Raw genomic sequence first — 24,730 nt, forward strand, 5'->3', positions numbered from 1 at the left:
GCGCTCGCGGCGCCGGGAGCGGACCCGCCCTTGATCGGGCGGGTCCTGGGGTGCCGGTGTCCCGACGGGGAGGTCTGGGGGCACCGGTCCCCCAGCCGAGATGGAGCCCGGCTGCGACATGGCCCGGGCTCAGTGCGCCGAGGCTTCCGCCGCGCCGATGCCGGTCTCCGAGCGCACTTCCTGCGCCGGGAAGCCCGCGCGATCGATGCTCGCCCGCTTGCTCTTGTCGGTGATGGAGAAGAGCCAGATGCCGGCGAAGCCGAGCGTCATGGAGAACAGGGCCGGCGAGGTGTAGGGGAACGGCGCCGAGCCGGCCGGGTTGCCGAGGGTGGCTTCCCACACCGAGGGGGACAGGATGGTGAGGATCACCGAGGACGCAAGGCCCAGGAACCCGCCGATCACCGCGCCCTTGGTGGTGCAATCCTTCCACAGCACCGACATGAACAGCACCGGGAAGTTGGCCGAGGCCGCCACCGCGAACGCCAGGGACACCATGAAGGCGATGTTCTGCTTCTCGAAGGCGATGCCCAGCAGCACCGCGATCACGCCGAGGCAGAGCGTGGTGATGCGCGAGACCTTCAGCTCGGAGGCGCTGTCCGCCTTGCCGCCCTTCAGCACGGTCGAGTACAGGTCGTGCGACACCGCCGAGGCACCCGAGAGCGTGAGGCCGGCCACCACTGCGAGGATGGTCGCGAACGCCACCGCCGAGATGAAGCCCAGGAACACGTTGCCGCCGACCGCATGCGCCAGGTGCACCGCCGCCATGTTGTTGCCGCCGATCAGGCCGCCCTTGGCGTCCAGGAACTCGGGGTTGGTCAGCACGAAGGTGATGGCGCCGAAGCCGATGATGAAGGTGAGCAGGTAGAAGTAGCCGATCCAGCCGGTGGCCCACATCACGGACTTGCGGGCTTCCTTGGCGCTGGGCACCGTGAAGAAGCGCATCAGGATGTGCGGCAGGCCGGCGGTGCCGAACATGAGCGCCATGCCGAACGAGATCGCCGAGATCGGGTCCTTGATGAAGGTGCCGGGACCCATGATGGCCTGGCCGGCGGCGGCCGCGGCCTCGGGGGTGACGCCGGGCTTGGCGGCGGCGATCTGGGTCTTCACGCCCACCGCGGCCGCGAACATGGCTTCAGGGCTGAAGCCGTAGGCCAGCAGCACCATGAACGCCATGAAGGTGGCGCCGCCGAGCAGCAGGCACGCCTTGATGATCTGCACCCAGGTGGTGGCCGTCATGCCGCCAAACAGCACGTAGACCATCATGAGGGCGCCGACGATCACCACCGCGATCCAGTAGTCGAGGCCAAACAGCAGCTTGATGAGCTGGCCGGCGCCTACCATCTGGGCGATGAGGTAGAAGGCCACCACCACCAGGGTGCCGGAGGCGGCGAACACGCGCACCGGGGTCTGGGCGAAGCGGAAGGCCGCCACGTCGGCGAAGGTGAACTTGCCGAGGTTGCGCAGGCGTTCGGCCATCAGGAAGGTGAGGATGGGCCAGCCCACGAGGAAGCCGATCGAGTAGATCAGGCCGTCGAAGCCGGAGATCATCACCGCGGCGGAGATGCCGAGGAAGGAGGCCGCCGACATGTAGTCGCCGGCGATGGCGAGGCCGTTCTGGAAGCCGGAGATGCCGCCGCCGGCGGTGTAGAAGTCCGCCGCGGACTTGGTCTTGGAGGCGGCCCACTTGGTGATGAACAAGGTGCCCACCACGAACACCGCGAACATGATGATCGCGGTCCAGTTGGTGGCCTGTTTTTCGGCGGCGCCGAGATCGCCGCCGGCGGCGAAGGCGGGGGCCGACAGGAGGGCGAGGGTGGCCACGCTCGCGGCGTGGGTCAGAAGGCTGCGCGCGCGGGTCACTTCAGCACCTCCGCCTTGATCTTCTCGGACAGGGCATCGAATTCGCCGTTGGCGCGGCGCACGTAGATGGCGGTGATGAGGATGGTGAACACGATCACTCCGAAGCCGATCGGAATGCCCCAGGTCATGACGCCGCTGCCGATCTTCGCGGCGAGCACGTCCTTCTTGAAGGCGATGAGGATGATGAAGCCGTAGTAGACCACGAGCATGGCCAGGGTCAGCAGCCAGCCAAACTTCGCGCGCGTCGATTTCAGGCGTTGGTAGTCCGGGTTGGCCGCGAGGCGCGCGGCCAGAGAATTGTCCATGGGAAGCTCCTCTCCAACCCGCGGGCTATTCCGCGGGCCTTGTTCTTCTGGGTCGGGCGCGCAGGGCGGCCCGGTGGCGAGACGCGCACTCTCAATGCGTCGGCGGTGGCGGTCAGCCATCGCAGACGTGAGGCGCGTGATCTCCGGCATGCGGGCAAGGCGGCACGAACCACCTGGCCGAATGCCGTAGTCTGGTTGCGGGTCCTTGCGGCTCGCACATCAAGCCAGGCACGCGCGCAGGGCGCACGGACATGATTCGGGCGGAGCCGATATTTTTCGCGTGAGTTATCGTTCCGCGACTCGGCATCCTCCCCATGCCGGACAGCGGAATGTCTTCAAGCTCTTGACGCACCGGTCGCTTTGACGTGACCCCGTACCACACGCGGCAAGCGGTAGCCGGAGCCATCGGGCGATTCTCAGTACGCCGACAGCTAATGGCGGAAATCTAAGCGACGACGGCGCCGGAGGCGACTCATACTTAGGTCCGACGCTGGCGGCGGCACGGCGGAGCGGCATTGGTGGGTGTGCACCTGCCGGGGCCGGCGCGGCATCTTCCCGCCACATTCGCGGCCCCATTGTGCCGGCCGGCCATGTTGTTAACCATCTTTGGCTAGGAAAGGGCGGATGCGCGGGACGCGCGCCGGCCGGGATCGAAGCATCACCGAGGGATGGCGCGTGGAGGCACACACGGGACGCGGCGGGAGCGGGACGGGCATGAACGATGTGTTCACATCGGCGCTGAAGAACCAGGGGCGCAGCCTGATGGCGATGCTGATGGCGGAATATTCCGCCCGCGTCTCCAAGCGTTCGCTCGGCATCGTCGAGGAGATTTTCAGCCTGGGCGTGGTCGCCGGCAGCATGCTGGTGCTGCGCCTCATGTCCGGAGCGCCGACGCACCATGGCATGCCGGTGTTTCCGTTCGTGCTGTCGGGCCTGGTGCTGTTCTGGATGTTCCGGACCACGCTGTTTCGTGTCTCCTCCTTCAAGACCGCGAAGGCGGGCTTCCGGAACAATCCGCGCGTGACGGCGCTCGATGTCCTGGCCGCGCGCGGCATTCTCAATGTGATTTTCTATATCTTTCTAGGATTTCCGATCTTTCTGACGCTGTATTTTCTTGATCTCTCCCCATTCATGAGCAATCCGGGAGAGGTATTTTTGATCATGGTGCTCATGGGCATCTGGGGTATTTCCCTGGGGCTGTGTTTCGGCGCCCTGTTCCTCTACATGCCGTTCATGCGGCTCGTGGTACAGGGCATGATGATGATGCTGATGTGGGTCAGCGGCGTCATGTTCATCTGGGCCGAGGCGCCGTACATGCTGCGCTGGCTGATCATCTACAATCCGATCTTCCATTTCATGGAGTTGATGCGCTCCGCATACTTCGGCAGCTATGTCACGCCGGTTGGGGATTGGTCGTTCGTGCTGACCACGGTGGCGGTGTCTCTGGCGCTCGGCTTGATGCTGGAGCGGGTGACGCGCAAGCGGGCGGAGAATGCGGTGCAGCGCCAGGCCGCCGACGATGACGCCTTCGACGGAGAAATGGCGTGACCATGGCCGGCGCCGCACCGGCGCCGTGGGGGAATCCGGGGGCGGGAGGTGCTTGAATGCCGATGCTGAAAGCCTTGTGGCATGCCCTGCCCCGCCGTCGCCAAGCCTTGGCGCGCCCCGCCGAGGGGCCGCGCGAGGACGGCGCCGGGGCTGAGGTTTCATCGGTGGTCGCGCTGCGGCGCGAGGGGCGTGACCATCTGCGCGGCGAAGGCGCCATCGAGCTGCGGGGCGTGAGGAAGGCGCTGGGGCGCCGGCCGAAGGAGACGCAGGTCCTGACCGGCGTCGATGCCATCTTCCCGCGGGGACGCACCATCGGTGTCCTGGGGGCCGCGGGGGCCGGAAAATCCACCCTGGTCCACCTTCTGACCGGCAACACGCGGCCGGACCAGGGGCAGGTGGTGCATGGCATGCGGGTATCCTGGCCGATGAGCGCCCGCGACATCTTCCGCAAGGAAATGACTATTCGGGGCAACGTTCGCCTGCTGAGTGCCCTTTATGGCGCCTGGGCGCCCGAGATGATCGACGCGGTTAAGGAAATCGGAAAGATCCGCGGGCAAGATCTCGATACGCCGATCAACAAGTTGGCGCCTGACTTCATGATCCGCGCATCGACCAGCCTGTGCTATGCGCTCGACTTCGATTGCTATGTGGCTGACGATAATCTGTGCGGGGGGTCAAAGACGTTTCGCGAGTATATCAAGGCATTGTACCAGGAACGGCAGAAAACACACAGTCTCATCATTGTCACGAAGAATGCGGGTGCGATTCGCGATCTCTGCGATGATCTGTACATCTTGGAAGATGGTATCATAAAGACCTATGAAAACCGCCTCGATGCCTACAGAATCTTCAAGGGCGCCGCGCTGAATCGACAGCTTGATCCGAAGGGTGAAGAGGGTGATGATGAGCTTTGAAGCGCAGAGAGGTTCAGCTTGAACAGCCCCGTGAATGCGCGCCAGCGTTCGGCGACCCCGGTTGATCCGGCTGACCTGGACGGCGCCCGTGACGAGAGCCCCGTGAGCCTGCGTCGGCGCCGGGCCGCGGCCCTGCCGCAGGTGCAGCCGGAGGCGGCAGGCGCGGAGGCAGCGGCCAATCTGCGTCGGCGTCGGCCTGCCGCGGTGCTGCCATTGACCGGCGCCGCCCCGGCTGAGACGCCGGCGGTGTTACGCCTGCGCCGCTCCGCGGCGCTCAATCCCGGGCACGCCGCGCCGGCCGACCCGCGCGAGGGCGAGGAGGTTTTCGGCCTTGGCGGGGGGGCGGACGGCGCGCCTGAGGCGCGTCAGCAGGACGCTTTTCCCGCCCCCGCCGCCGAGCCGGAACCGGCTCGCAAGGCACCGTGGCGCCGGGGCGGGCAGGTCAAGTCCATTTTCAACTGGCTCAAGGCGCCGGGCGACGACGTCGTTCAGGAAGAAAAGCCGCAGCCGCTGATGCAGCGGATCGTCGTTCGCGAGTTCTGGCAGTCGAACATCAAGACGTTCAACCGCCTGTTTCTTGCACTGCCTATCATTGCGGCGGCCGGCTACCTCTATTTGATCGCTCCGGACGGCTATCAGGTCGATACGGTGCTGTCGATCCGCAATCCGAGCAACAATGTCGCCATGGGCGGCGCCTCCATGGCGGGGATGGCGGCCTCGCTCGGCAGCACAGGGCAGGGGTATGCGGAGCGCGCCATCGACGAATCCTTCGCGGTGGTGAACTTCATCCGCTCGCGAGAGGCTTTCAACGAGCTCGAGCGCAGCATGAAGCTCAGCGAGCGCTTCATGACCGGGAACATCGACTGGTTCCACCGGATGTCGCCCACGGCCAATTACGAGGCGCGCTACAAGAACTACTTGAACCACATCTCGGTGTCCTATTCGGATATCGAAGGGCAGATCACCCTGACGACGGACGCCTATGATCCCGAGACGTCGTTCGCGATGGCGAAGGAGCTGGCGCGGATCAGCGAGCGGCTCGTGAACCAGTTCAACGAGCGCGCCCGAACCGACATGATCAAGCTCGCCCAGGTGCAGATGACCGAGGCGGAGGACGGCCTGCGTGGCTCGATGCTGGCGCTCACTGACCTGCAGATCAAGAACGGCATGCTGGATCCCGCCGGCGAGGCGGAGAGCTATACCAACATCATTTCGTCGCTGCGCGAGCAGGTGGCGGTGAAGCGGGCGGAGCTTGGGGCCCTCACCAGCACCTCGGCGCCCGATTCGCCACGCGCGGTGGAAATCCGCAACATGCTGGGTTCGCTCGAAACGCAGATCCGCACCGAGCAGAACCGCCTCACCGGCCGCACCGACGCGCTGGCGCCGCTTATCGGCAAGTTCAAGCTGCTGAACATCGATGTGCAGCTTGCGCAGCAGAAGTATAATTCGGCTGCCGCCATGTTGCAGAGCGCGCTGCTGCAGTCTGAGCATCAGAAGCTCTACGTGGTGAATGTCGTCTCCCCGACACCTCCGCTGGAATCGACCATTCCGAAGCGCTTTTTCATCCTGCTCTGTGTGGTGGGAGTCACCTTCCTCGCGTGGCTGATCGCGCGGCTGATCCTCGCCTCCATTCGTGATCACAGCGTCTGAACGGGATGGCGGGCCCTTGGGGGGCCGCCTCCACCCTCAGGTAAGGAATTCCGGCTGATCGCGGGCGCTCATCTCGGGGCAGCGGTTCGGTTTCTGGAAGGGCGGGGCCGGGATGTCCTCCGGTTTCCGCCGCCCTGGGCTCGCACGGTGTGAGGTGCTGTGGGTGCGGGATCGGGCCGGGCAGACGTTTGGAAGGGCGCGGTCGCACCGCGGTAGAGGGTGCCGGGAGCGCCGGGCGTTATCCAGCATCCGCTTCGGCGCTGCATTCTCTTTGGCCTTGCGTCCGCTTTGGCCCTGCGTCCGCTTTGGCCCTGCATCCGCTTTGGCCCTGCATCCACTTTGGCCCTGCGTCCACTTTGGCCCTGCATCCACTTTGGCCCTGCATCCACTTTGGCCCTGCATCCACTTTGGCCCTGCGTCCACTTTGGCCCTGCGTCCGTCTCCGGCTTGGGCGTCGAGCGGGGTTCCAAGGGACTGTCTGTGCGTTGGCACGGGCACTTCAGGGCGCGGCTTTAATCCTTGCTCCGCGGGCCGCGGATGGCCACTTCGGCCTGCCTGTCGTGCTGCGGCGTGATGTCGGGAGCCGGCGCTCGTTCGGAAAGCCGTGATTCTGTCGTCCCGGAAGGGCTGGGACCGAATGTGGGCTTGCCCTCGGCATTTGAACGCTGGGTCGGGTTGGCTCTGTAGCATGCCCGCGGAGGGTGGCGGCTTAACTTGATCTGCCATGCGGGTTCTCGCGGCAGAGCGGCGGGCGCGATGCCGGAGCGGCCTCCCGCGCGGCGGTGGGCTCGGGATCAGGCGCGGGTTCAGGCGGCGGCGTGCTCGTAGATGTCCTCCTCCTGCGCATTGTGCATCCGCGCGAGGGCTTCGATGGCCTCGATCATGCGCTGGGCGTCGCGGATCAGGTAGCGGTCCGTCTCCGCCTGCGTCAGGCCGGCGGCGAGATGCTCCAGCAGGCGTGCAAGATGGAGGATCTCGCGATGGGCGCGGCTCATGGCCGCCAGCCCGGCGTCATCGTGCCGGGCCGCGCGGAGCCTGGGAAAGAGGGTGGTTTCATCCCCCCGCTCGTGCGTGACGATCTTCGTCGTCACCAGCTGGCTCGCCTCGCGGATGAGGGCGAGGGCGTCCGCGCCGGTCGCGTCGTCCAGCCCGTCGGCGATTTCGCGCATCCGGTCCAGGGTGGCCTCCAATCGCAGGTGGTCCTGCTGGAGGGCAATGACGGCGGAGCGCTGCAGCCCGCCGCCATGGCGGAAGCCCCGGCCCGAGGACAGCGCGCGCAGCGCGTTGAGGATGACGGCGACGTCGATCGCCTCCTGGGTCAGCGCTCCGGCCACTGGCGCCAGCCAGCCGAGCGCCGCCGCCACCATGGCGAGACCCGACAGGCCCATGCCCACGCCGATGCTCTGCAAGGCGATGCGCCGGGTGCGCCGGGCGATCGCCACCGCGTCGGAGACCCGGTCGAGCTGGTCCACGAGAATGACCACGTCCGCCGCTTCCGAAGAGGCGGTGGCGCCGTGCGCGCCCATGGCGATGCCGACGTCGGCCGCCGCCAGCGCCGGCGCGTCGTTGATGCCGTCGCCCACCATCAGCGTCGGCGCGAGACGCTGCTCCACGATGACCGCCTCCAGCTTGTCGGCCGGGCTGCGGTTGGCGAGAACGCTGTCGAGATCCAGCGCGGCGCCGATGGTCTCGGCTACCGCTGCGTTATCGCCGGTCAGCATGACGATCCGCTGCACGCCTGCCGCGCGCAGGGACTGGACGGCGCGGGGCGTTTCCCGCCGCAACTCATCGGCCAGCAGAATGGCGCCCTTCAGCTCGCCGTCGACGGCGACGAAGACGCTCAGCGCGGATCGCCATGCCGCCCGGCGCAAGGCGCGCACCGTCCAGGGCGCGGGCTGGAGCCGCCCGCAGACCAGATCGTAGGAGCCGGCCTGCACCCTCTGGCCGCCGACCCGGCCCTCAAGGCCGGACCCGGGCGCCTCGCGCGCGTCCTCGGGGAGTTCCAGCTCCAGCCCGCGCGCATGGGCGGCGCCGACAATGGCGTCGGCGACCACGTGGTGGGAGGCCTGCTCCAGCGAGGCGGCGAGGCGCAGCACCGTATCGGGCGCCACGCCTGGAGCGGTCTCCACGGCCACCAGCCGGGCACCGCCTACGGTGAGGGTTCCGGTCTTGTCGAACATCACCGTGTGCGTGCGCGCCAAGGCTTCCATGGCGCTGCCGCCCTTGACCAGGATGCCCAGCCGCGCGGCGTGGGAGACGCCGGCGATGAAGGCGACCGGGGCCGCCAGGATCAGCGGGCAGGGCGTGGAGGCGACCAGCACCGCCAGGGCGCGGATCTCGTCGCCGGACAGCCACCAGGCACCGCCGGCAAGGATGAGTGTCGCCGGCAGCAACAGCAGGGCATAACGGTCGGCGAGCCGGATGAACGGAGCCCTGGCGGTGCGGGCATCCGTCACCATGCGCACGATGCCGGCGTAGGTGCTGTCCCCGGCGGCCGCAGTGGTCCGCAGCTCGAAGGTCTCGCCGGCATTGAGGGTGCCGCTGAACACCGGGGCGCCGCCCGCCTTCACGACGGGAAGCGGCTCGCCAGTGAGGGCGGCCTCGTCGATCACCGCCCGTGTCCCGAGCACCAGGCCATCGACCGGAATGACCTCGCCGGCGCGCACCACGAGCACATCCGCGACCGCCACGTCCTCCACCGGGATGTCCTCGATGTCCGCCCCGCTCTTGCGGTGCGCGATCCGCGGCGCGCGGTCGACCAATGCCCGAAGGTCCCTTTCCGCCCGGGCGATGGCGAAGTCTTCAAGCAGGTTTCCGCCGGAATACATGACCGCGACCACCGCCCCGGCCAGCCCCTCGCCGAGCGCCAGCGCGCCGGTCATGGACAGCAGGGCCACGGCATCCACCCCCAGCCGCCCCGCCAGCAGGTCCCGCAGGATCGCCACCGCGAGCCAGCCGATCACCGGGACCGTGCCGGCCATCCACAGCCGCCCGGCTAGGGTAGCGGCGCCCAGGGACCAAGCGAGAACGCCGCCCGCCAGCGCCACCAGCGCAAAGCCCGCGAGGATCTGGCGCAGACGACGCGCGTTCATCACACGGCCCATGTCATCGCCTTTCTGCTGGCTCCGTGGCGATCCGTCGCCCGATCTTACAGCAAAGCGCGGCGCTTGAGCGGGGCTCTCGGCCGGCCGGTCGGGGATTTCAAGGCCTGATGACCACCGTCGCGGCCTCGGCTTCGCTGTTCCGGTCCGTTCCCCGCCGGGCGATGGTCATGGAGTGGGGGCAGGCGCGTCGTCGCTTCGCGCCCGGCCGTCCGTTCGCCAGCGGGCGCCAGAAGCTGGAGCGAGGATGTGTGTGCCGCCCATGGGGCCGTCGCGCTCTGCCCGGTCGCGGGCGCACCGCCGGCGCGATGCTCGTTCGCCGGGCATGGGTTCAGCCTACGGCCTTCATTCCCCGCCGCAGGTGGCGCGGGTGGAGGTTGGGACGGGCACGCGACAACGTTCCGTGGACCGGCTCGACCTCGAAGGGGAGGGCACGTAATACCATCGACCCCGGTCTTCGAGCGGTGCCAAGGGGGTCCGCCCAAGCGCCGCGCGGGCTTATACCAAAGGCCCTTGTGTCAAGCTCACGGGCCTTTGGTATAAGCCGCCACCGGCGCCGGGCCGCGTCCAAGGGACCGGGGCCAGGTGCGAAGGGGGAAGGCGAGCGCCCGCTTTTCTGGGGCGCGGCGTTTCCGGCGTGTGGTCTTGGCCGGCTCGGATGCGTCACTCGGCGGCGGTGGGCAGCGGCCGCGCCCCGCCGGGGGCCGAGACCGCCGGATCGAGCGGCACCTGCGCCTTGAAGCGGGCGAGCAATTCTTCCCGGTAAGGGTCGATGTTGTCCGGCAGGCAGTGGGAGAGCTGGCCACAGCCGCCACACACCGCGTTTTCCCGGCGCTTGCCCTCCAGGTGCTGAAGGCGCAGGGCGTTCATCAGCGGCGCGTTCCAGATGTCCTTCATGGACTGGGTGCGCACGTCGCCGATGACGAGCTTGCGGCCCCAGTCGAGGAAGCAGGAACTCACCAGTCCGTCCGCGTTCACCGAGTAGCCGTAGAAGATATAGGGGCAGGTCTCGGTCGCGCCGATGGGCTGCTTATAGATGCCCTCGGTGATCTGCACCCCGGTATGGGCCTCGATGTCGAACTCGGGCCAGCAGGGGGCAAAGTTCTCGATGAAGATGCGGTCGCAATGGTCGCCGAAGGTGTCGTAGAACTCCTGGCGCTGCGGCTCGGTGATAAGCTCGCCGGGAATCTTCACCACCACCTCGCACTGGCCGCGGTTTTCATACAGCCACTTGACGTTGCGGACGAAGCCGTCGAAATCAAAGTCGAAACCGGTGAAGCGTTGGTATTGCTCCCGCGTCATGCCATCGACAGAAATGTTGATCTTGTCGAGCCCGGCTTCCAGCACCGGGCCCAGCCGTTCCGGCGAAATGAAGGTGCCGTTGGTGGTGGTGTCGATATAGTCGACATGGCCGCTTTTCTTGGCATAGGCGACCATATCTGCGAAGCGCTTGTTGAGGAACGGCTCGCCGTCCTTGTAGAGGCGCAGCACCTTGATGGGTTGATCGAACGCGCCGAGGTCGTCGACGATCTTGGTGAAGACCTCGAACTTCATCGCCCCCTGGAAGCGGCCGGTGTCGCGAATCATGTCGCGATGGCCGGTGGGGCAGAAGGTGCATTGGAAGTTGCAGGAGCTGGCCGGGTCGACGAACACGATGAACGGCGTCGCGAGCGGAATCACCGTCTCGAGCCGGGTGCGACCATCGAGATTGATACGCGGCTTGATCTCAGCCTTCATCGTTCCGGCCCCTCACTCTCAGCCCGCTCCAGATTGCACACGCCCACGACCACCGCCGGATCGCCGGGGCGCGGTGGCGCGCTCCCGAAAGACAGCAGGTCGCGGCGCCCGAGCGCGTCCGCCGTACGCTCGGCCAGCTGCCGAACCGTGACCGGAACACCTGAGCAGATGTTGATTGCGCCAAGCTGTCGTGTGTCGACGATCCGGGCCACCATGGCGCCGGCCTCGCGCACGTCCAGGAAGTCGCGCACCTGGGTTCCCGCCGAGAGCTGGGCCACCTCGCCGGCGGCGAGGCGCGCGCGGATGTGCGCCACCAGGCGGCTGGGATGTTCGCCCTCTCCATACAGATAGAACAGGCGCGCCCAGGAAAAAGGCGTCCCGGTGCCGGCGAAGAAAGCGGCCAGGGTGTGGTAGAGGCCGAGCTTGGCGGTGGCATAGAGGGAGGTCGGGCCGAGCGGTGCCGTCACGTCGAGATGCGCCGAGGGCAGTGCGTATTCGAAGCAGGTGCCGATGCCGATGACATGCCCGATACCCGCCTCGGCGGCGCCGCGGGCCAAGGCGAGGCTGCCGCGCACGCAATCCAGATTGAGCGGGGAGGCCAGGTACTGGCCGGGCGTCGCCTCCCAGGCGGCGTGCACCAGGGTGTCGGCTCCGGCGGCGGCCTCGGTCCAGAAGGCGGCGTCGCGCGCGAACAGGTCGTCGGTCTCGATCACCTGCGCCGGGGCGGCAAGGCGGCTGGCGGTTCCGGTCCGCAGCACCGCCCGCACGGTGTGGCCGCGCGCGGCGAGCGCCGCGTGGATCTGCCGCCCGACGAAGCCGGTGGCGCCGGTGAGAACCACCGTCCGGGCCGGGCCGGCAGGCGCGCCTCCGTGCGGCTCGGCAGACGGGGCAGGCGGCGTGAGGGGGGGTCGGGGTGTGGACATGGGACAGCATCCCGCAGGGTCGGTTCGCGCGTCCTTATACCATCGGCCCTGGTCTTCGACCGGTGCCAAATGGGTCCGCTCAAGCGCCGCGCAGGCTTGACCAAAGCCCCGTGAGTCAAGCTCACGGGGCTTTGGTGTTATGGGCAGCGCGGATGGTGCGGGGCTGACTCCGCACGGCGCGGAGACGGCGGTGGACGCGCGGAGGACACAAGGCCGGCGACAGCCTCCCGGTTCATGGTGCGCCCCCGAACGGCCGCGCTGCCCGCGCGGCGCTGCCCTTCGATGTGAGTGAGAGATGCCAGACGCCGCGCCTGCGCCTGCTCAAGACCGGGGTCGGACTTGATGCGCCGTCCCACGGCACCCCATCTCAGGCTCGTTTCCGATGCCCATGTCGCCCGCCGTTTCCACGGCTTGCCGGACCGCGCCACCGCGGTGGCGCTGTTGAGCGAGGCGAATGCCCGCGCGCCGGCGGGCGCGCCGGTGGTTCCCGGCCGCCGGCCGTTGTGGCTCTATGGCGCCGGCAGCCTTGGCAAGCTGGCCTACGCTCATCTTGCGGCGGTGGGCCAGCCGGTGGCCGGGGTGATCGACCGCAATGCAGCGGCCTGCGCCGCCGATCCCGCCTGGGCCGGCGTTCCGGTTCTGGCGCCCGAGGCTGTGCCCGAGGCGGTGCGGGCGCAGGCGCTCTGCGCGGTGGCCATCGTCACCTTGCCCTATGCCCCCCTCGAGGCCGCGCTGAACCAGGCCGGCTGGGCCCATTGCGTGCCGGTCTATGACGTGACCGAAGCCTTCCGTGACCAGCATCCGCTCGGCAACGGCTGGTTTGCCGCGCCCCTCGGCGCCGACGCTCTGGAGGCCGCGGGCCGGGTGCTGGCGGGATTCGCCGATGCGCAGTCGCGGGCCCATTACCTGCGTTTCGCGGCCTGGCGGCTGGCGCGCCAGGAATGGGAGTTCTCCGGCGCCCCGGTGGAGCCGGCCACCCGCTTCTTCATTCCCGAGGTCTCCCGCGCGCTCGGGCACGCCGAGCGCTTCCTCGATGCCGGCGCGCACCATGGCACGGTGGTGGCGCGGCTTCTGGAGATCACCCGTGGCGCCATCTCCACGGTGTGGGCGGTGGAGCCGGATGCCGAAAGCCGCGCCGTGCTGAACGCCTATGTGGGGGGGCTCGACCTCGACCTGCGGGCCCGCATCCAGGTGCTCGACGCGGTGCTGGGCGCGCGCGCGGAGGCCGTGCGCTTCCATGAGGGGCTGGGCTATGCCTCGCAGATCGCGCCCACCGGACGCACGCTGCGGGCCAGCGTGCCGCTGGACGCGCTGACCCTCGACCCGAGCTTCGTGAAGCTGCACCTGGAGGGCGGCGAGCGCGATGCGCTGGCCGGCGCCCGTCAGACCCTGCTGCGCCATCGGCCGATCATCGCCGCCACCGTCTATCACGACGCCGCCGGCCTCATCGAGACGCCGGCATGGCTGATGAGCGAGCTGCCCGATTATTCCGTGCTGATGCGCACCCACGGCTGGTGCGGCACCGGCGCGGTTCTCTATGCCATCCCCACGGAGCGCGTCGCCCGATGACGGTCTTTGCCGATTCCAGCCGGTTCATCATGGACCTCGGCATGAACAGTGGCGACGACACCGCCTATTACCTCGCCAAGGGGTTCGAGGTGGTGGCGCTGGAAGCGAATCCGCTGCTGGCGCAGGCGGCGCGCACCCGCTTCGCCGGCGCCATCGCCGCCGGACGGCTGTCCGTCGTCGAGGCGGCGGTCTGGTCGAAGGCCGGTTCCGTGACCTTCCACGTCAACGCGGTCAATGACCACTGGAGCAGTGTCGTGCGCGCCTTGGCCGGCCGGGAGGGGGCGGCGACCCGCGCCATCGAGGTCGAGGCGCTCACCCTCGGCGATCTGTTCGACCGCTTCGGCACGCCGCTCTACCTCAAGATCGACGTCGCGGGCGTGGACAGGATCGTGATCGACCAACTGACCGGCCAGCTGATCAAGCCGCTCTATCTGAGCGTGGAGGACGGCCGCTCCGGCCTGGATCATGTGGCCGCGCTCGCGGCCGCCGGCTACAACGGTTTCCAGCTCGTGGACCGGTCGGAGGTGCCGCAGATGAGCGATCCCGATCTGCCCTACAGCTTCCCGCCCCTCTCCGCCGGGCCGTTCGGCGAGGCGCTGCCCGACTCCTGGCTGGAGCGCGAGGCGTTCGAGGCGCTTTACCTTTCCACCGTGCGCGACGCTTCCGGTGCGCCCATCGCGCCGCCCACACGGTGGTTCGACATCCACGCCGCGAAGCTCTAGAGCATTTCCCGTTCGCATCGGCGCGCGGCACAGGCTCTGGATTATGGGTTTAACGCATCTTCTTCACGCGAACCGCTAACCGCGTCGTTCGTAAAAGCCCGCCCTGCGGTTTTCGCGCGCCGGCCCCTGCACGCGGGGGGGTTGAAACCGTCTGGCGGTGGCCGGGCCGCCGGGCAGGCATCGCGCGTGACCTTAACACATGGACCCTCCAAGGCCGGTGGCGCCGGGGGCAGGGAGATCGAGGCAATGGCGAAGGGGCACGGGGACGCATTCGGTTCGCCGGCGGGGGGGCGGATGAAGACGCTCCAGGATTCGCTCAAGGCAGCGGAACTGCACAAGGCGGGCAAGTTCGCCGATGCGGCGGCGGCCTACGCCGGCGTTCTCCAGCGCGAGCCGAACAACCCGCACGCCAAGCACATGATGGCGCTGTGCCTCAGCCGCATCGGTCGCCTGCCGGAGGCGGCGAAAGCCTTGCGCGAGGCGGCCAGGAGCCTGCCGGGCGACGCCGACATCGCCGGAAGCCTCGGCAACGTGCTGGCGCAGATGGGGGAGCGCGAGGAGGCGCAGGCCAGTTTCGAGCGCGCGCTTGCGATCAAGCCCGGGCACCGCGCCGCCCAGGCGGGGCTCAGCCAGCTGGCCGCCGCCGATGGCCGGCTCGATGTGCTGCGCCGCGCGGTGGCCGAGGACCCCGACAATGGCGAGGCGGCGCTTGCGCTCGGCTGCGCGCTGATCGCCACCGGCTCCGACCCGGGGCTCGCGGTGGAGGAATGGAGCCAGGCCGTGGGGCGTGGGGCGTTGACGGTGGAGCGGCTGGCGGAGATGTCGCGCCAGGCCTATGCCCAGCTTCGCGACCGCGAGGCGATCCTGCTGTTGCAGACGGCGGCCAGCCTCAGGCCCACCGACGCGGCGCTGTTCGGCAGCCTCGGCGCCCTGCTGCTCGACAAGCAGCGCTACAACGAGGCGCTGGACGCGGTTCGCCGGGCCCTGGCCCTGGACCCGGCAGATGTGAACAGCTGGACCAATCTCGGCACCATCTATGTCGACATCCGGAAGTTCACGGATGCCCTGGCCTGCTACCGGAAGGCGATGGCGCTGGCCCCGGACAATATTTTGGTGCGGGTCAGCTTCAGCAAGGTTGCCCGCGCCGTCTGCGAGTGGAGCGAGGTGGAGCTTCGGGAGGCGGAGACCGCCCGCCTGCTCACGCGCACGGGCGCCATGGCGGGGCTGCGGATCGACCCGTTCTCGCCGCTGTCCAGCCATATGACGCCAGCCGACCACCTGCGCTTCGCGCGCAACTACGCCGCGAGCCTGCGCGTGCTTCCGCAGCACGTGTGCCCGCCGGCACCTCCGGCGAACCCCGGACGCCGCATCCGTGTCGGCTATTTCTCCCGCGATTACCACCACCATGCCACCGCGTTCCTGGCGGTGGAGATGTTCGAGCGGCACGACCGCGAGAAGTTCGAGGTCTTCGCCTATTCCTATGGCCCGAATGACAATTCCGACATGCGTCGGCGGGTGGTCGGCGCGTTCGATCATTTCGTCGAGGTGGCCGGCATGAGCAACGAGGACGTGGCCCGCCGCATCCACGATGACGGCATCGACATTCTGGTGGATCTCAAGGGCTATACCGCCAACTGCCGCACCGAGGTGATGGCGATGCGGCCGGCCCCGGTGCAGGTGAACTTCCTCGGCTTTCCCGGCTCCATGGGCGCGAGCTTCATCGACTACATCATCGGCGACCGGGTCGTGACGCCGCTGGCGGATGCGGCGAACTACGATGAGAAGATCGTCCAGCTCCCCGGCTCCTACCAGCCCAACGACAGCCGCCGTCTCATGTCCGACGTGGTGCCGAGCCGCGCGGACTGCGGCCTGCCCGAGACGGGCATCGTTTTCTGCTGCTTCAACAATACCTACAAGATCACGCCGGACATGTTCCGGCTCTGGATGCGGCTGCTCGACCAGGTGCCCGACTCGGTGCTGTGGCTGTACGAGGCCAACGCCACCGCGCGCGACAACCTTGCCTATGAGGCCGCGAGCGCCGGGGTCGACCCCGACCGCCTCATCTTCGCGCCCTGGGCCGATGTGAAGGATCATCTGGCGCGCCAGGTTCACGCCGACCTGTTCCTCGACACCCGGCCCTACAACGCCCACACCACCGCCAGCGACGCCCTCTGGGCGGGCGTGCCGGTGGTGACCTTTCCAGGCGAGAGCTTCGCCTCGCGGGTGGCCGCCAGCCTGCTCCATGCGGTCGGGCTGCCGGAACTGGTGACCTCTTCCCTGGAGGAGTATGAGGCGCTCGCTTTGGCCCTGGCCCGCGACCCGGAGCGAGTGGCCACGCTCAAGTCTCGCCTGCTGCGCATGCGCGCCGGCGCCGCGCTGTTCGATGCCGCGGCCTACACGCGCGGCATCGAGGCGGCCTATCTGCGCATGCACGCCCTGCGTGTTGCCGGCCGTCCGCCGGAGCCGATCGTGATCTGACCCCCGACAAGGGGCACGGTCGCGGTCGGCGCCGGCGCGTTTGATTTTGGTCAAAGCTCCTTCGCCGGCTATGCTGCAAGCTTTGCCGTGAATGGACGTCCGCGCGGTTGGACGGCGAAGGCGAGGCTCGCGGCGCTGGAAGCTTTGGGGAGCGGCGGTGCGCGCGTCTGTGTCTCCTGTCAAGCGTGGGACCGCGACCGGCAGCGCGGCGGTTTTGGCTGCGGCGCCGGGGCGGAGGTTTGATTAAGGTGTACATCGCCGGCCGCCCGGCACCTCGGGGGGCGGGGCGCGGCTTCGGGCGCGGGGGGATCCGCCTCGTGCGCTGACGACGCGGTGTTAAAATACCGCAGTGTTCAGATACATGGACCGTTTGACGTGAGCCGGTGCGAACGAAGAGCGCTCCAGAGACAGAGGACGACACAGTTCATGGTCGACGAGTCCAAATCCGTGGAGGTGACGATCCAGACTGATGTCACCGCTATTCCCGAGGCTGCCCAGGGCGGTCTGGCGGAGGAGCGGGTGAAGGCCGCGCAAGAGGCAAAGCTCTCGGCGGTTACGGACATCGTCACCAATGCCTCGACAGCCGAGGGGCTGGAGGCGATCATCGCCGGTGCCGCGCCCGACGACGCCGCGCGGTTGCGCGCCTCGCTTGGCCTGCCGAAGGCGCCGGGACAGCCGCGCGTGAGCAGCGACGAGCTTGCCGACGACTGGCGCACCGGTAGCTATCCCTACAAGTTCCGGCTGCTGCGCCGTGATTACGAGCAGCAGAAGTTCCTGCTGCAAAGCGAGCTTCTCAAGCTTCAGTCCTGGGTGAAGGAGGCGCGGCAGCGCCTGATCATCCTGTTCGAGGGGCGCGACGCGGCCGGCAAGGGCGGGACCATCAAGCGGTTCATGGAGCACCTCAATCCGCGTGGCGCGCGGGTGGTGGCGCTGGAGAAGCCGAGCGAGGTCGAGCGCGGGCAGTGGTATTTCCAGCGCTATGTGGAGCACCTGCCCACCACGGGCGAGATCGTCCTGTTCGACCGCAGCTGGTATAATCGTGCCGGCGTGGAGCGGGTGATGGGCTTCTGCAGCGATGAGGAATACCGCGAGTTCCTGCGCCAAGCGCCCGAGTTCGAGCGCAATCTGGTGCGCAGCGGCACGCACCTCATCAAGTTCTGGTTCTCGGTCAGCCGCGATGAGCAGCGCCGGCGGTTCAAGGAACGCAAGGTGCATCCGCTCAAGCAGTGGAAGCTTTCCCCCATCGACCTTTCCTCTCTGGACAAATGGGACGATTACACCCGGGCCAAGGAGGCGATGTTCTTCCACACCGACACCGCGGATTCGCCCTGGACGGTCATCAAGTCCGACGACAAGAAGCGGGCACGGCTGAACGCGCTGCGCTACGTGCTGCATTCGTTGCCCTACAAGGGCAAGGACCCCGAGCGCATCGGCCCGGTGGACAGCCTGCTGGTGGGGCGCGCCAACGCCGTTCACGAGCGCGACGAGTACGTCTTCGGGAAGGCTAAAGGTCTTTAAGTCCGTCCCGCGCCGGCTCTCGTGGGGCCGTCCGGCCGTAACAACGGCCGGAGCGCGGTTTGGCGTCGGTTCCGCCTTGGCGCGGGGCCGGCATGTCCATGAGGGCGTGGCAGGCGGAGCGCTCTTTCCGGTTCCGCGGCGCCTCGCCAGGACGCCGCCTCGCCAGGACGCCGCCTCGCCAGGACGCCGCCTCGCCAGGACGCCGCCTCGCCAGGACGCCGCCTCGCCAGGACGCCGCCTTGGCTCAGCGCCAGAAGGAGTCGATGGGCAGCGTGCGTCCGCGGGCTTCCTCGCGGACGATCTGCCAGAATCGCCGCACTTCCTTGCGAACGTCGTACGTCTCCTGACCCACCGCGCGCAGCATCAGGCCAGCCGCGTGGGGAAGGCGGCTCACGCCTGAAATCGCGCGCGGCGTGGGCGCTGGGAAGTGGGTCTCGAACCGCGCCTTGATGCGCGCGGCGACCTCGGGCGGGGTGAGGCACAAGATGTTGGCGAAGGCATCGAAGCCTTTCATGACGGCGCCATAATCGATTGTCGGGTCGTTCTTCTCGATCAGGATCTTTTCGGCGAACAGCTTGCGGCCGTCCGGGCGCTGGACCGATACCGCCAGCGACAGCAGGTCGAGGCCGAAGCGCTCATCCGCGCGGTGGTGCTTGCGTCCGCTCATCACCATCTCGCCGTGCAGAAGCGTCGCATCCGCCGCGATCACGATGTCGGTCTGATTGATGAAGCGGGAGCCGCGATAGGGGATGGTGAAGTCGGGCAGGTATTCCAGATAGGCGCCGCTGGCGAGGGTCACCGTCTGGTGTTGGGCGGCGTAGTTCGCATCCATCTGGTGGATGCGGTTGGCGCTCTGCGAATGCACGTGGGCGCAGGCGCCCTCACCGACGGCAATGTCGATCTTGTAGCGATCCCCCTGCAGGATGCCGCCCCCGACCGAGATGATCGAGCAGATCGGCAGCTCCGGCATGGCCTCGTCCCAGTAGAGCGCCCGCTGCACCAGCAGCGGGGCGACCCGGTAGAGGTCGTGCAGCACCGAGCGGCCATGCCGTATGGAGAAGCCCAGCCGCAGCTCTCCCACCTTCCCGGGCGCCGCCGCGCGCATCTGCGCCGGCTGCGTCTGGTAGCCACGGACTTCCTTCGCGTCGTCAAGTCGCCGCAGCTGCTCGTGAAGGGGCATGGCTCACTCGGCCGCGTTGACGCCAGGGGTGGGGGTGATGTCGAACAGGGCCAGGTCCAGGATGAGGCGGAGCAGCTCGTCAATGCCCTCGCCGGTCTTGCAATTGGTGAAGACGAACGGCTTCCTGCCGCGCATCAGCCGGGAGTCCCGATCCATGACCTCGAGGCTGGCGCCGACATAGGGCGCAAGGTCCTTCTTATTGATGACCAGGATGTCGGACTGGCAGACGCCGGCGCCATTCTTGCGCGGAATCTTGTCGCCGGCGGCCACGTCGATCACGTAGATATAGAAATCGGCGAGGGCGGGGCTGAAGGTCAGCGTCAGGTTGTCCCCGCCGGATTCGATCAGAATAACGTCGCTGTCGGGGTATTTCTCCTCCAGCTCCTCCACCGCGGCGATGTTCATGGAGGGGTCTTCGCGCACCGCGGTGTGCGGGCAGGCGCCGGTCTCCACCCCGACGATCTTTTCCTCGATGAGAATGCCGTTCAGCGTGCGGCGCACCTGCTTGGCGTCCTCGGTCGTCACCACGTCGTTGGTGATGATCAGCGGCTTGATCCCCATGTCGATGAGGCGCGGCGTGATGGTCTCGATGACCGCCGTCTTGCCGGAGCCGACCGGGCCGCCGATGCCGATGCGCGTGATCTTCTTCATGGTGGGGTCCTCCTCCGACGCCGGCTTCAATTCATGAACAGCCGGACGTGGGTCGTGGTGTGGTGCGCGACGAGAACGTCGAAGACTGGCGCGAAGGCGCTCATCTCGTCGAGCGAAAGGTCGCGCACGGCGCGATAATCGTCCTCCACGTGCCGCTGTACCGCGAACAGGATGCGCTGCGTGTCCAGATGATCGATCCGCATGAGCCGCAGCGCGGCGCCGAGGATCATGGAGGCGATGCCGTATTGGTGCATCACGAAGGCTTCCGCCTCGTCGGCGCCCAGATGGGCGAGGGCGATGGCCTGGCCGATGGGCAGGCATCCCGGCGTGGCCTCGGCCCGGATGTCGCCCAGCCAGCGCTCCAGCCCGGGAAAGGGGGAGATCTTCAGCGCCAGCTCGGCGAACTTCTTGCCCATCCGCGCGAGCATGAGCTGCTGCTCCTCGCCCACCCTGCGGCACCACAGCTCCTGGTCGGCGGCGCGGATCGCGTCGTGGTCGCCAGCCCGCGCCGCCCGGTGCGCATGCAGAAGCGCCACCCCGTCCATCCGCGCCGCCTGCCGGGTTGCCAGCTCGACGAACTGCAGAAGGCTGGCGGGATCGGTGACGATTCCGGTCTGCAGCGCCGATTCAAGGCCGTTCGAGAATGCGAAGGCGCCGATCGGCAAGGTCGAATCCGCGAACTGCAGCAGCCGCGCCAGGTGCACCATGTCACGTGGCGCCGGGCGGGCTCCGGCCTCCTCGCGCGCCATCACTTGGTTCCGGCGGGCGCGTGGTGATGGTCGTGATCGCCGTGATGGTGATCGCCGTGGTGGTGGTGCGGCGTGGCGTCGGCGCCGGCGAACAGCAGCCGCATTTCCTTGGCCGTCAGTTTGTCGGCGATCTCCGCGCCGGGCGCGAATCGCGACGTCACATGCGCGAAGGCGTGGGTACGCATGACCGAGGCCATGACCTTCTGGTCGACCGACAGCGGCACATAGATGGTGCTGCCCTTGATGACCGCCGGCCAGTGCTGGTTTCCCAGGCCATGGCCGAGCTCGAAGCAGATCCGCACGATATCCACCGGCGGCAGGCCCTCCAGCCCGTTGAGCTCGATCACCAGCACGTCCTTAAGGGGCACGCGGGCGACGACGAGATAATCTTTCGCGGCGTCATAATAGAGCACGTCGCCGTCGTGCAGATGCTCCGAGCGCGGCAGCGAGATCGCCAGTTCGAGCCCGCCCTCGCTGGCTTTGCGCAGGCGGCTCTTGGGCGCCTCCCAATGCTCCAGGACGAGGGGGTCCACTTGCCCGCGATGGGAGCGGTCATGCCAGAGTGGATCGCTCACGTTGCCGAGCGTCTTCTCGATGATGATCATGATGGCTCCAGAAGGGATGGATGACGGGCGCGGCGGCGACCGCATCCGGTGAGGCGCGCGCCCGCAGGGCCGGTGGATGCAGCCCCGCCCGGTGCGTGCATCCACTGCGGCAAGGCCCGGGGGCCGCGGGCGGGCGGAATGTCCTGGGCGTGGCGGCGGCCGCCGCGCCCAGGCAGGGGCGTCAGCTGAAGAAATACAGCTGGTTGAGGGGTAGGGTCGTCGCCGGCTCGACGGTGGCGTGCTTGCCATCCACGGTGACGGCGAAGGTTTCCGGGTTCACCTCGATGGTGGGCAGGGCGGAATTGCGCACCATCGATCCCTTGCTGATGGTGCGCGTGCCGTGGACCGGCAGCACCTTGGACTTCAGCTCGTAGCGATCGACGATGCCGTCGTGATAGGCGGCCTGGGAGGTGAAGGTGACGCGCGTCCGCGGAATCGCTGCGCCCAGCGCCCCGAACATGGGGCGGTAGAGAACCGGTTGCGGCGTGGGGAGCGAGGCGTTCGGGTCGCCCATCAGTGACCAGGAGATGAAGCCGCCCTTGATGACCATTTTCGGCTTGGCGCCGAAGAAGGCCGGCTCCCACAGCACCAGGTCGGCCATCTTGCCGACCTCCACCGAGCCGATCACATGGCCGACGCCCTGGGCGATGGCGGGGTTGATCGTCACCTTGGCGACGAAGCGCAACACCCTCTGGTTGTCGTTGTCCGAGGCATCCCCCTCGTAGGCGCCCGTCCGCTGCTTCATGAGATGGGCGGTCTGGATGGTTCGCACCCAGTTTTCGCCGACACGGCCCATGGCCTGGCTGTCGCTGGAGAGGATCGAGATCGCGCCCATGTCGTGGAGCACGTTCTCGGCGGCGATGGTTTCGGCGCGCACCCGGCTTTCGGCGAAGGCGACATCGGTCGGAATTTTCGGGCTGAGATGATGACAGATCATCGTCATGTCGAACAATTCGGCCTGGGAATTGATGCCGTAGGGCAGGGTGGGGTTGGTGGAGCTCGGGATCACGTTGGACAGGCCGGCCACGCGGATGATGTCGGGGGCATGGCCGCCGCCGGCGCCTTCGGTATGGTAGGTGTGGATCGTCCGTCCCTCGAACGCCGCGATGGTGTTCTCGACGAACCCGGCTTCGTTCAGGGTATCGGTGTGGATGCAGATCTGGATGTCGTTCTGGTCCGCCACCGTCAGCGCCGCGCGGATGGTGGCCGGCGTGCTGCCCCAGTCCTCATGGATCTTGAGGCCGATGACGCCGGCCCGGATCTGCTCCTCCATCGGGCGCAGCGACGAGCAGTTGCCCTTGCCCAGCACGCCCGCGTTGACCGGCCAGGAGTCGAACGCCCGAAGCATCATCTCCACATTCCAGGTGCCGGAGGTGATGGTGGTTCCGTTGGCGCCGTCGCTGGGCCCGATGCCGCCGCCGAACAGCGTGGTCACGCCATTGCTCAGCGCCGCCTCGGCCTGCTGGGGGGAGATGAAGTGCACATGGGCGTCGATGCCGCCGGCGGTGAGGATGTAATGCTCGCCGGCGATGGCGTCGGTGGCCGGCCCCAGCGCCAGGCCGGCGGTGACACCGGACATGGTGGAGGGATTGCCCGCCTTGCCGATGCCGCAGATCACGCCGTTCTTGATGCCGACATCGGCCTTGATGACACCCAGCACCGCATCGAGAATGGTGACATTGGTGATGACGAGATCGGGCGCGCCGGCGGCGGAGGTCAGCTCGGTGTCGTACCCCATGCCGTCGCGCAGGGTCTTGCCGCCGCCATAGACTGCTTCTTCCCCATAAATGCGAAGGTCCTTCTCGATCTCGATATAGAGGTCGGTGTCGCCAAGCCTGATCTTGTCGCCGGTCGTGGGGCCGTAGAGATCTGAATAGTGTTGTCTTGAGATCTTTGTCATCTCAAAGCTCCATTCGCAAATGTCGAGGCGGCGCGTTACGGCTTGGTCTTGAACCCGTAGCGGGTCGCGCGCTCCAGCGCGTCGGTCAGGCGCGGGCGATAGTCGTCGTGGGTCTCGTCGCCCACCCAGCCATTGGCCAGCCCGTTGAAGCCGAGCACCCGCTGCTTGCCCTGATAGGGAACCAGCGTGACTTCCTTCTCGTCGCCCGGCTCGAAGCGCAGCGCCGTGCTCGCGGGAATGGAGAGGCGCTTGCCGAAGGCCTGTGCGCGGTCGAACTCGAGGAAGGCATTGACCTCGAAGAAATGGTAGTGCGAGCCGACCTGAATGGGGCGGTCCCCGGTGTTCCGCACCTTGAGCGTCGTCGTCGGGTAGCCGGCGTTGATCTCGATATCGCCGGCGGCGAGAACCAGACCGCCCACGGGGGCCTTCTTCTGAGTGGGGCTCATGACGGCGTTCCCTTCCCGGACTACTTGATGGGGTCGTGCACGGTGATGAGGCGGCTGCCGTCGGTGAACACGGCTTCCACCTGGACGTAGGGGATCATCTCCACCACCCCCTCCATCACGTCGTCGCGGGTGATCGCCTTGCCGGCGAGCTCCATGACTTCCTCCAGTGTCTTTCCGGCCCGCGCGCCGTCCAGCGCCGCCACCGAGATGAGGGAGACCGTCTCGGGATGATTGAGCTTCAGCCCCTGATCCTTGCGCCGCTGGGCAACCTGCGCGAGCATGTAAATCAAAAGCTTATCGATTTCTCGTGGGGTGAAATGCATGCGCAATCCTCCTGGAGATCCGGACAACGCCTGGTTCCCAGGCATCATTTCTGCTGTTTTCTGGTGGCAGTCAATCGGCTTGGGTGTGGGTATGTTTGAGGCATCTGGTGTTGAAGACGGATGCAGTTTCTGCATCTGTCTTCAGGGCATTCAAATACTATAAACCGCAGGTTTTCAGGGCGCTGTTGAAGCTCGGGCCGGTCCGTGGCTGCCTTCTCTTTATGCAACGGCGTACCGGCCGCCCTGCTCCCGCCGTTGATCGACGCGCGGTGCGTTGCGGCTGGCGCGCCGTTCAGTCGAAGGATGCCCTCAGGGCCAGGGGCTGCGCAAGACGCTTCGCGAGCCGTTCCGTCGCGGGCGTTTCCGTGGCGGATGCGGGGTGGCGTGCCCGGCGCGGCCGGCCAAAGTCCGGGCGTCCGGGGACGGCTCCACGTGCGGCTACATCCCACGGCGGCGAGGCGCGGTGGGAACCGCCGATGCCCCGCCGCCGCCCGGCATGCGCGGTGCGCCGTCCGCGTCCGCCTGAAGGTGGCGGGACAGCAGGAGAGCAC

The 24,730-nt window shown here is 67.6% G+C and carries 19 protein-coding genes; 7 read left to right on the forward strand and 12 right to left on the reverse strand.

Translation table 11 applies throughout. The features are described 5' to 3' along the window. Nucleotides 1–129: 129 nt before the first annotated feature. Together V5F53_RS03595 and V5F53_RS03600 are read right to left on the reverse strand one after the other, a co-directional pair. Nucleotides 130–1,860, reverse strand: coding sequence for a cation acetate symporter (locus tag V5F53_RS03595; protein WP_393997860.1), 1,731 nt, complete (start codon nucleotides 1,858–1,860; stop codon nucleotides 130–132). Next, nucleotides 1,857–2,165, reverse strand: a complete 309-nt coding sequence (locus V5F53_RS03600) for a DUF485 domain-containing protein (protein ID WP_393997861.1) — start codon at nucleotides 2,163–2,165, stop codon at nucleotides 1,857–1,859. The genes V5F53_RS03595 and V5F53_RS03600 overlap by 4 nt, the downstream gene beginning before the upstream one ends. 714 nt (nucleotides 2,166–2,879) lie before the next feature. Between V5F53_RS03600 and V5F53_RS03605 the strand changes: the two genes are divergently transcribed. From V5F53_RS03605 to V5F53_RS03615, 3 genes are read left to right on the forward strand one after another with little or no spacing between them, the layout of a single operon-like run. Further along, the gene (locus tag V5F53_RS03605) at nucleotides 2,880–3,713 is read left to right on the forward strand and encodes an ABC transporter permease (RefSeq protein WP_393997862.1); all 834 of its coding nucleotides are present in this window, start codon (nucleotides 2,880–2,882) and stop codon (nucleotides 3,711–3,713) included. Nucleotides 3,714–3,769: 56 nt separating this feature from the next. Next, on the forward strand, nucleotides 3,770–4,627 hold the full coding sequence (locus V5F53_RS03610; protein WP_393997863.1) for an ATP-binding cassette domain-containing protein: 858 nt from the start codon (nucleotides 3,770–3,772) through the stop codon (nucleotides 4,625–4,627). 18 nt (nucleotides 4,628–4,645) lie between these two features. Then, the gene (locus tag V5F53_RS03615; protein ID WP_393997864.1) at nucleotides 4,646–6,277 is read left to right on the forward strand and encodes a KpsE/RkpR family capsule polysaccharide export protein; all 1,632 of its coding nucleotides are present in this window, start codon (nucleotides 4,646–4,648) and stop codon (nucleotides 6,275–6,277) included. 806 nt (nucleotides 6,278–7,083) lie between these two features. Here V5F53_RS03615 and V5F53_RS03620 read toward each other — a convergent pair. From V5F53_RS03620 to V5F53_RS03630, 3 genes are all read right to left on the reverse strand, one after another. Then, nucleotides 7,084–9,369: a heavy metal translocating P-type ATPase gene (locus V5F53_RS03620; protein ID WP_393997865.1), complete on the reverse strand. Its 2,286-nt coding sequence runs from the start codon at nucleotides 9,367–9,369 to the stop codon at nucleotides 7,084–7,086. A gap of 672 nt (nucleotides 9,370–10,041) precedes the next feature. Then, nucleotides 10,042–11,115 carry a radical SAM/SPASM domain-containing protein gene (locus V5F53_RS03625; RefSeq protein ID WP_393997866.1) on the reverse strand — a complete coding sequence of 358 codons (1,074 nt, stop codon included), beginning with the start codon at nucleotides 11,113–11,115 and terminating at the stop codon, nucleotides 10,042–10,044. Beyond that, on the reverse strand, nucleotides 11,112–12,038 hold the full coding sequence (locus V5F53_RS03630; protein WP_393997867.1) for an NAD-dependent epimerase/dehydratase family protein: 927 nt from the start codon (nucleotides 12,036–12,038) through the stop codon (nucleotides 11,112–11,114). The genes V5F53_RS03625 and V5F53_RS03630 overlap by 4 nt, the downstream gene beginning before the upstream one ends. 342 nt (nucleotides 12,039–12,380) lie before the next feature. Here V5F53_RS03630 and V5F53_RS03635 point away from each other — a divergent pair, with 342 nt between their 5' ends. From V5F53_RS03635 to ppk2, 4 genes are all read left to right on the forward strand, one after another. Beyond that, nucleotides 12,381–13,607, forward strand: coding sequence for an FkbM family methyltransferase (locus V5F53_RS03635; RefSeq protein ID WP_393997890.1), 1,227 nt, complete (start codon nucleotides 12,381–12,383; stop codon nucleotides 13,605–13,607). Beyond that, nucleotides 13,604–14,329 (forward strand): FkbM family methyltransferase, encoded by a 726-nt coding sequence (locus tag V5F53_RS03640; RefSeq protein WP_393997868.1) that lies wholly within the window; start codon nucleotides 13,604–13,606, stop codon nucleotides 14,327–14,329. Before V5F53_RS03635 ends, V5F53_RS03640 begins: the two co-directional genes overlap by 4 nt. Before the next feature lie 294 nt (nucleotides 14,330–14,623). Then, nucleotides 14,624–16,807, forward strand: a complete 2,184-nt coding sequence (locus V5F53_RS03645) for an O-linked N-acetylglucosamine transferase, SPINDLY family protein (RefSeq protein WP_393997869.1) — start codon at nucleotides 14,624–14,626, stop codon at nucleotides 16,805–16,807. A gap of 426 nt (nucleotides 16,808–17,233) precedes the next feature. Then, nucleotides 17,234–18,325, forward strand: a complete 1,092-nt coding sequence (gene ppk2, locus V5F53_RS03650; protein WP_393997870.1) for a polyphosphate kinase 2 — start codon at nucleotides 17,234–17,236, stop codon at nucleotides 18,323–18,325. A 244-nt stretch (nucleotides 18,326–18,569) separates the two neighbouring features. Here ppk2 and V5F53_RS03655 read toward each other — a convergent pair whose 3' ends face one another. The 7 genes from V5F53_RS03655 to V5F53_RS03685 all read right to left on the reverse strand — a co-directional run bounded on the left by V5F53_RS03655 (nucleotide 18,570) and on the right by V5F53_RS03685 (nucleotide 24,179). Next, on the reverse strand, nucleotides 18,570–19,505 hold the full coding sequence (locus V5F53_RS03655) for an urease accessory protein UreD (protein ID WP_393997871.1): 936 nt from the start codon (nucleotides 19,503–19,505) through the stop codon (nucleotides 18,570–18,572). A gap of 3 nt (nucleotides 19,506–19,508) precedes the next feature. After that, entirely contained in the window at nucleotides 19,509–20,156 is a 648-nt protein-coding gene (ureG, locus tag V5F53_RS03660) for an urease accessory protein UreG (RefSeq protein ID WP_393997872.1), read from the reverse strand. 26 nt (nucleotides 20,157–20,182) lie between these two features. Further along, nucleotides 20,183–20,863: an urease accessory protein UreF gene (locus V5F53_RS03665; RefSeq protein ID WP_393997891.1), complete on the reverse strand. Its 681-nt coding sequence runs from the start codon at nucleotides 20,861–20,863 to the stop codon at nucleotides 20,183–20,185. A gap of 41 nt (nucleotides 20,864–20,904) precedes the next feature. Continuing rightward, entirely contained in the window at nucleotides 20,905–21,510 is a 606-nt protein-coding gene (locus tag V5F53_RS03670) for an urease accessory protein UreE (protein ID WP_393997873.1), read from the reverse strand. 181 nt (nucleotides 21,511–21,691) lie between these two features. After that, nucleotides 21,692–23,410: an urease subunit alpha gene (locus tag V5F53_RS03675; protein WP_393997874.1), complete on the reverse strand. Its 1,719-nt coding sequence runs from the start codon at nucleotides 23,408–23,410 to the stop codon at nucleotides 21,692–21,694. Between the two features lie 35 nt (nucleotides 23,411–23,445). Then, a complete protein-coding gene (locus tag V5F53_RS03680) occupies nucleotides 23,446–23,856 on the reverse strand; it encodes an urease subunit beta (RefSeq protein WP_393997875.1) in 411 nt (136 codons plus the stop codon). A gap of 20 nt (nucleotides 23,857–23,876) precedes the next feature. Further along, nucleotides 23,877–24,179 carry an urease subunit gamma gene (locus V5F53_RS03685; RefSeq protein ID WP_393997876.1) on the reverse strand — a complete coding sequence of 101 codons (303 nt, stop codon included), beginning with the start codon at nucleotides 24,177–24,179 and terminating at the stop codon, nucleotides 23,877–23,879. Nucleotides 24,180–24,730 lie beyond the last annotated feature (551 nt).

Source organism: Xanthobacter cornucopiae (assembly GCF_043195065.2).
Classification (GTDB): Bacteria; Pseudomonadota; Alphaproteobacteria; order Rhizobiales; family Xanthobacteraceae; genus Xanthobacter.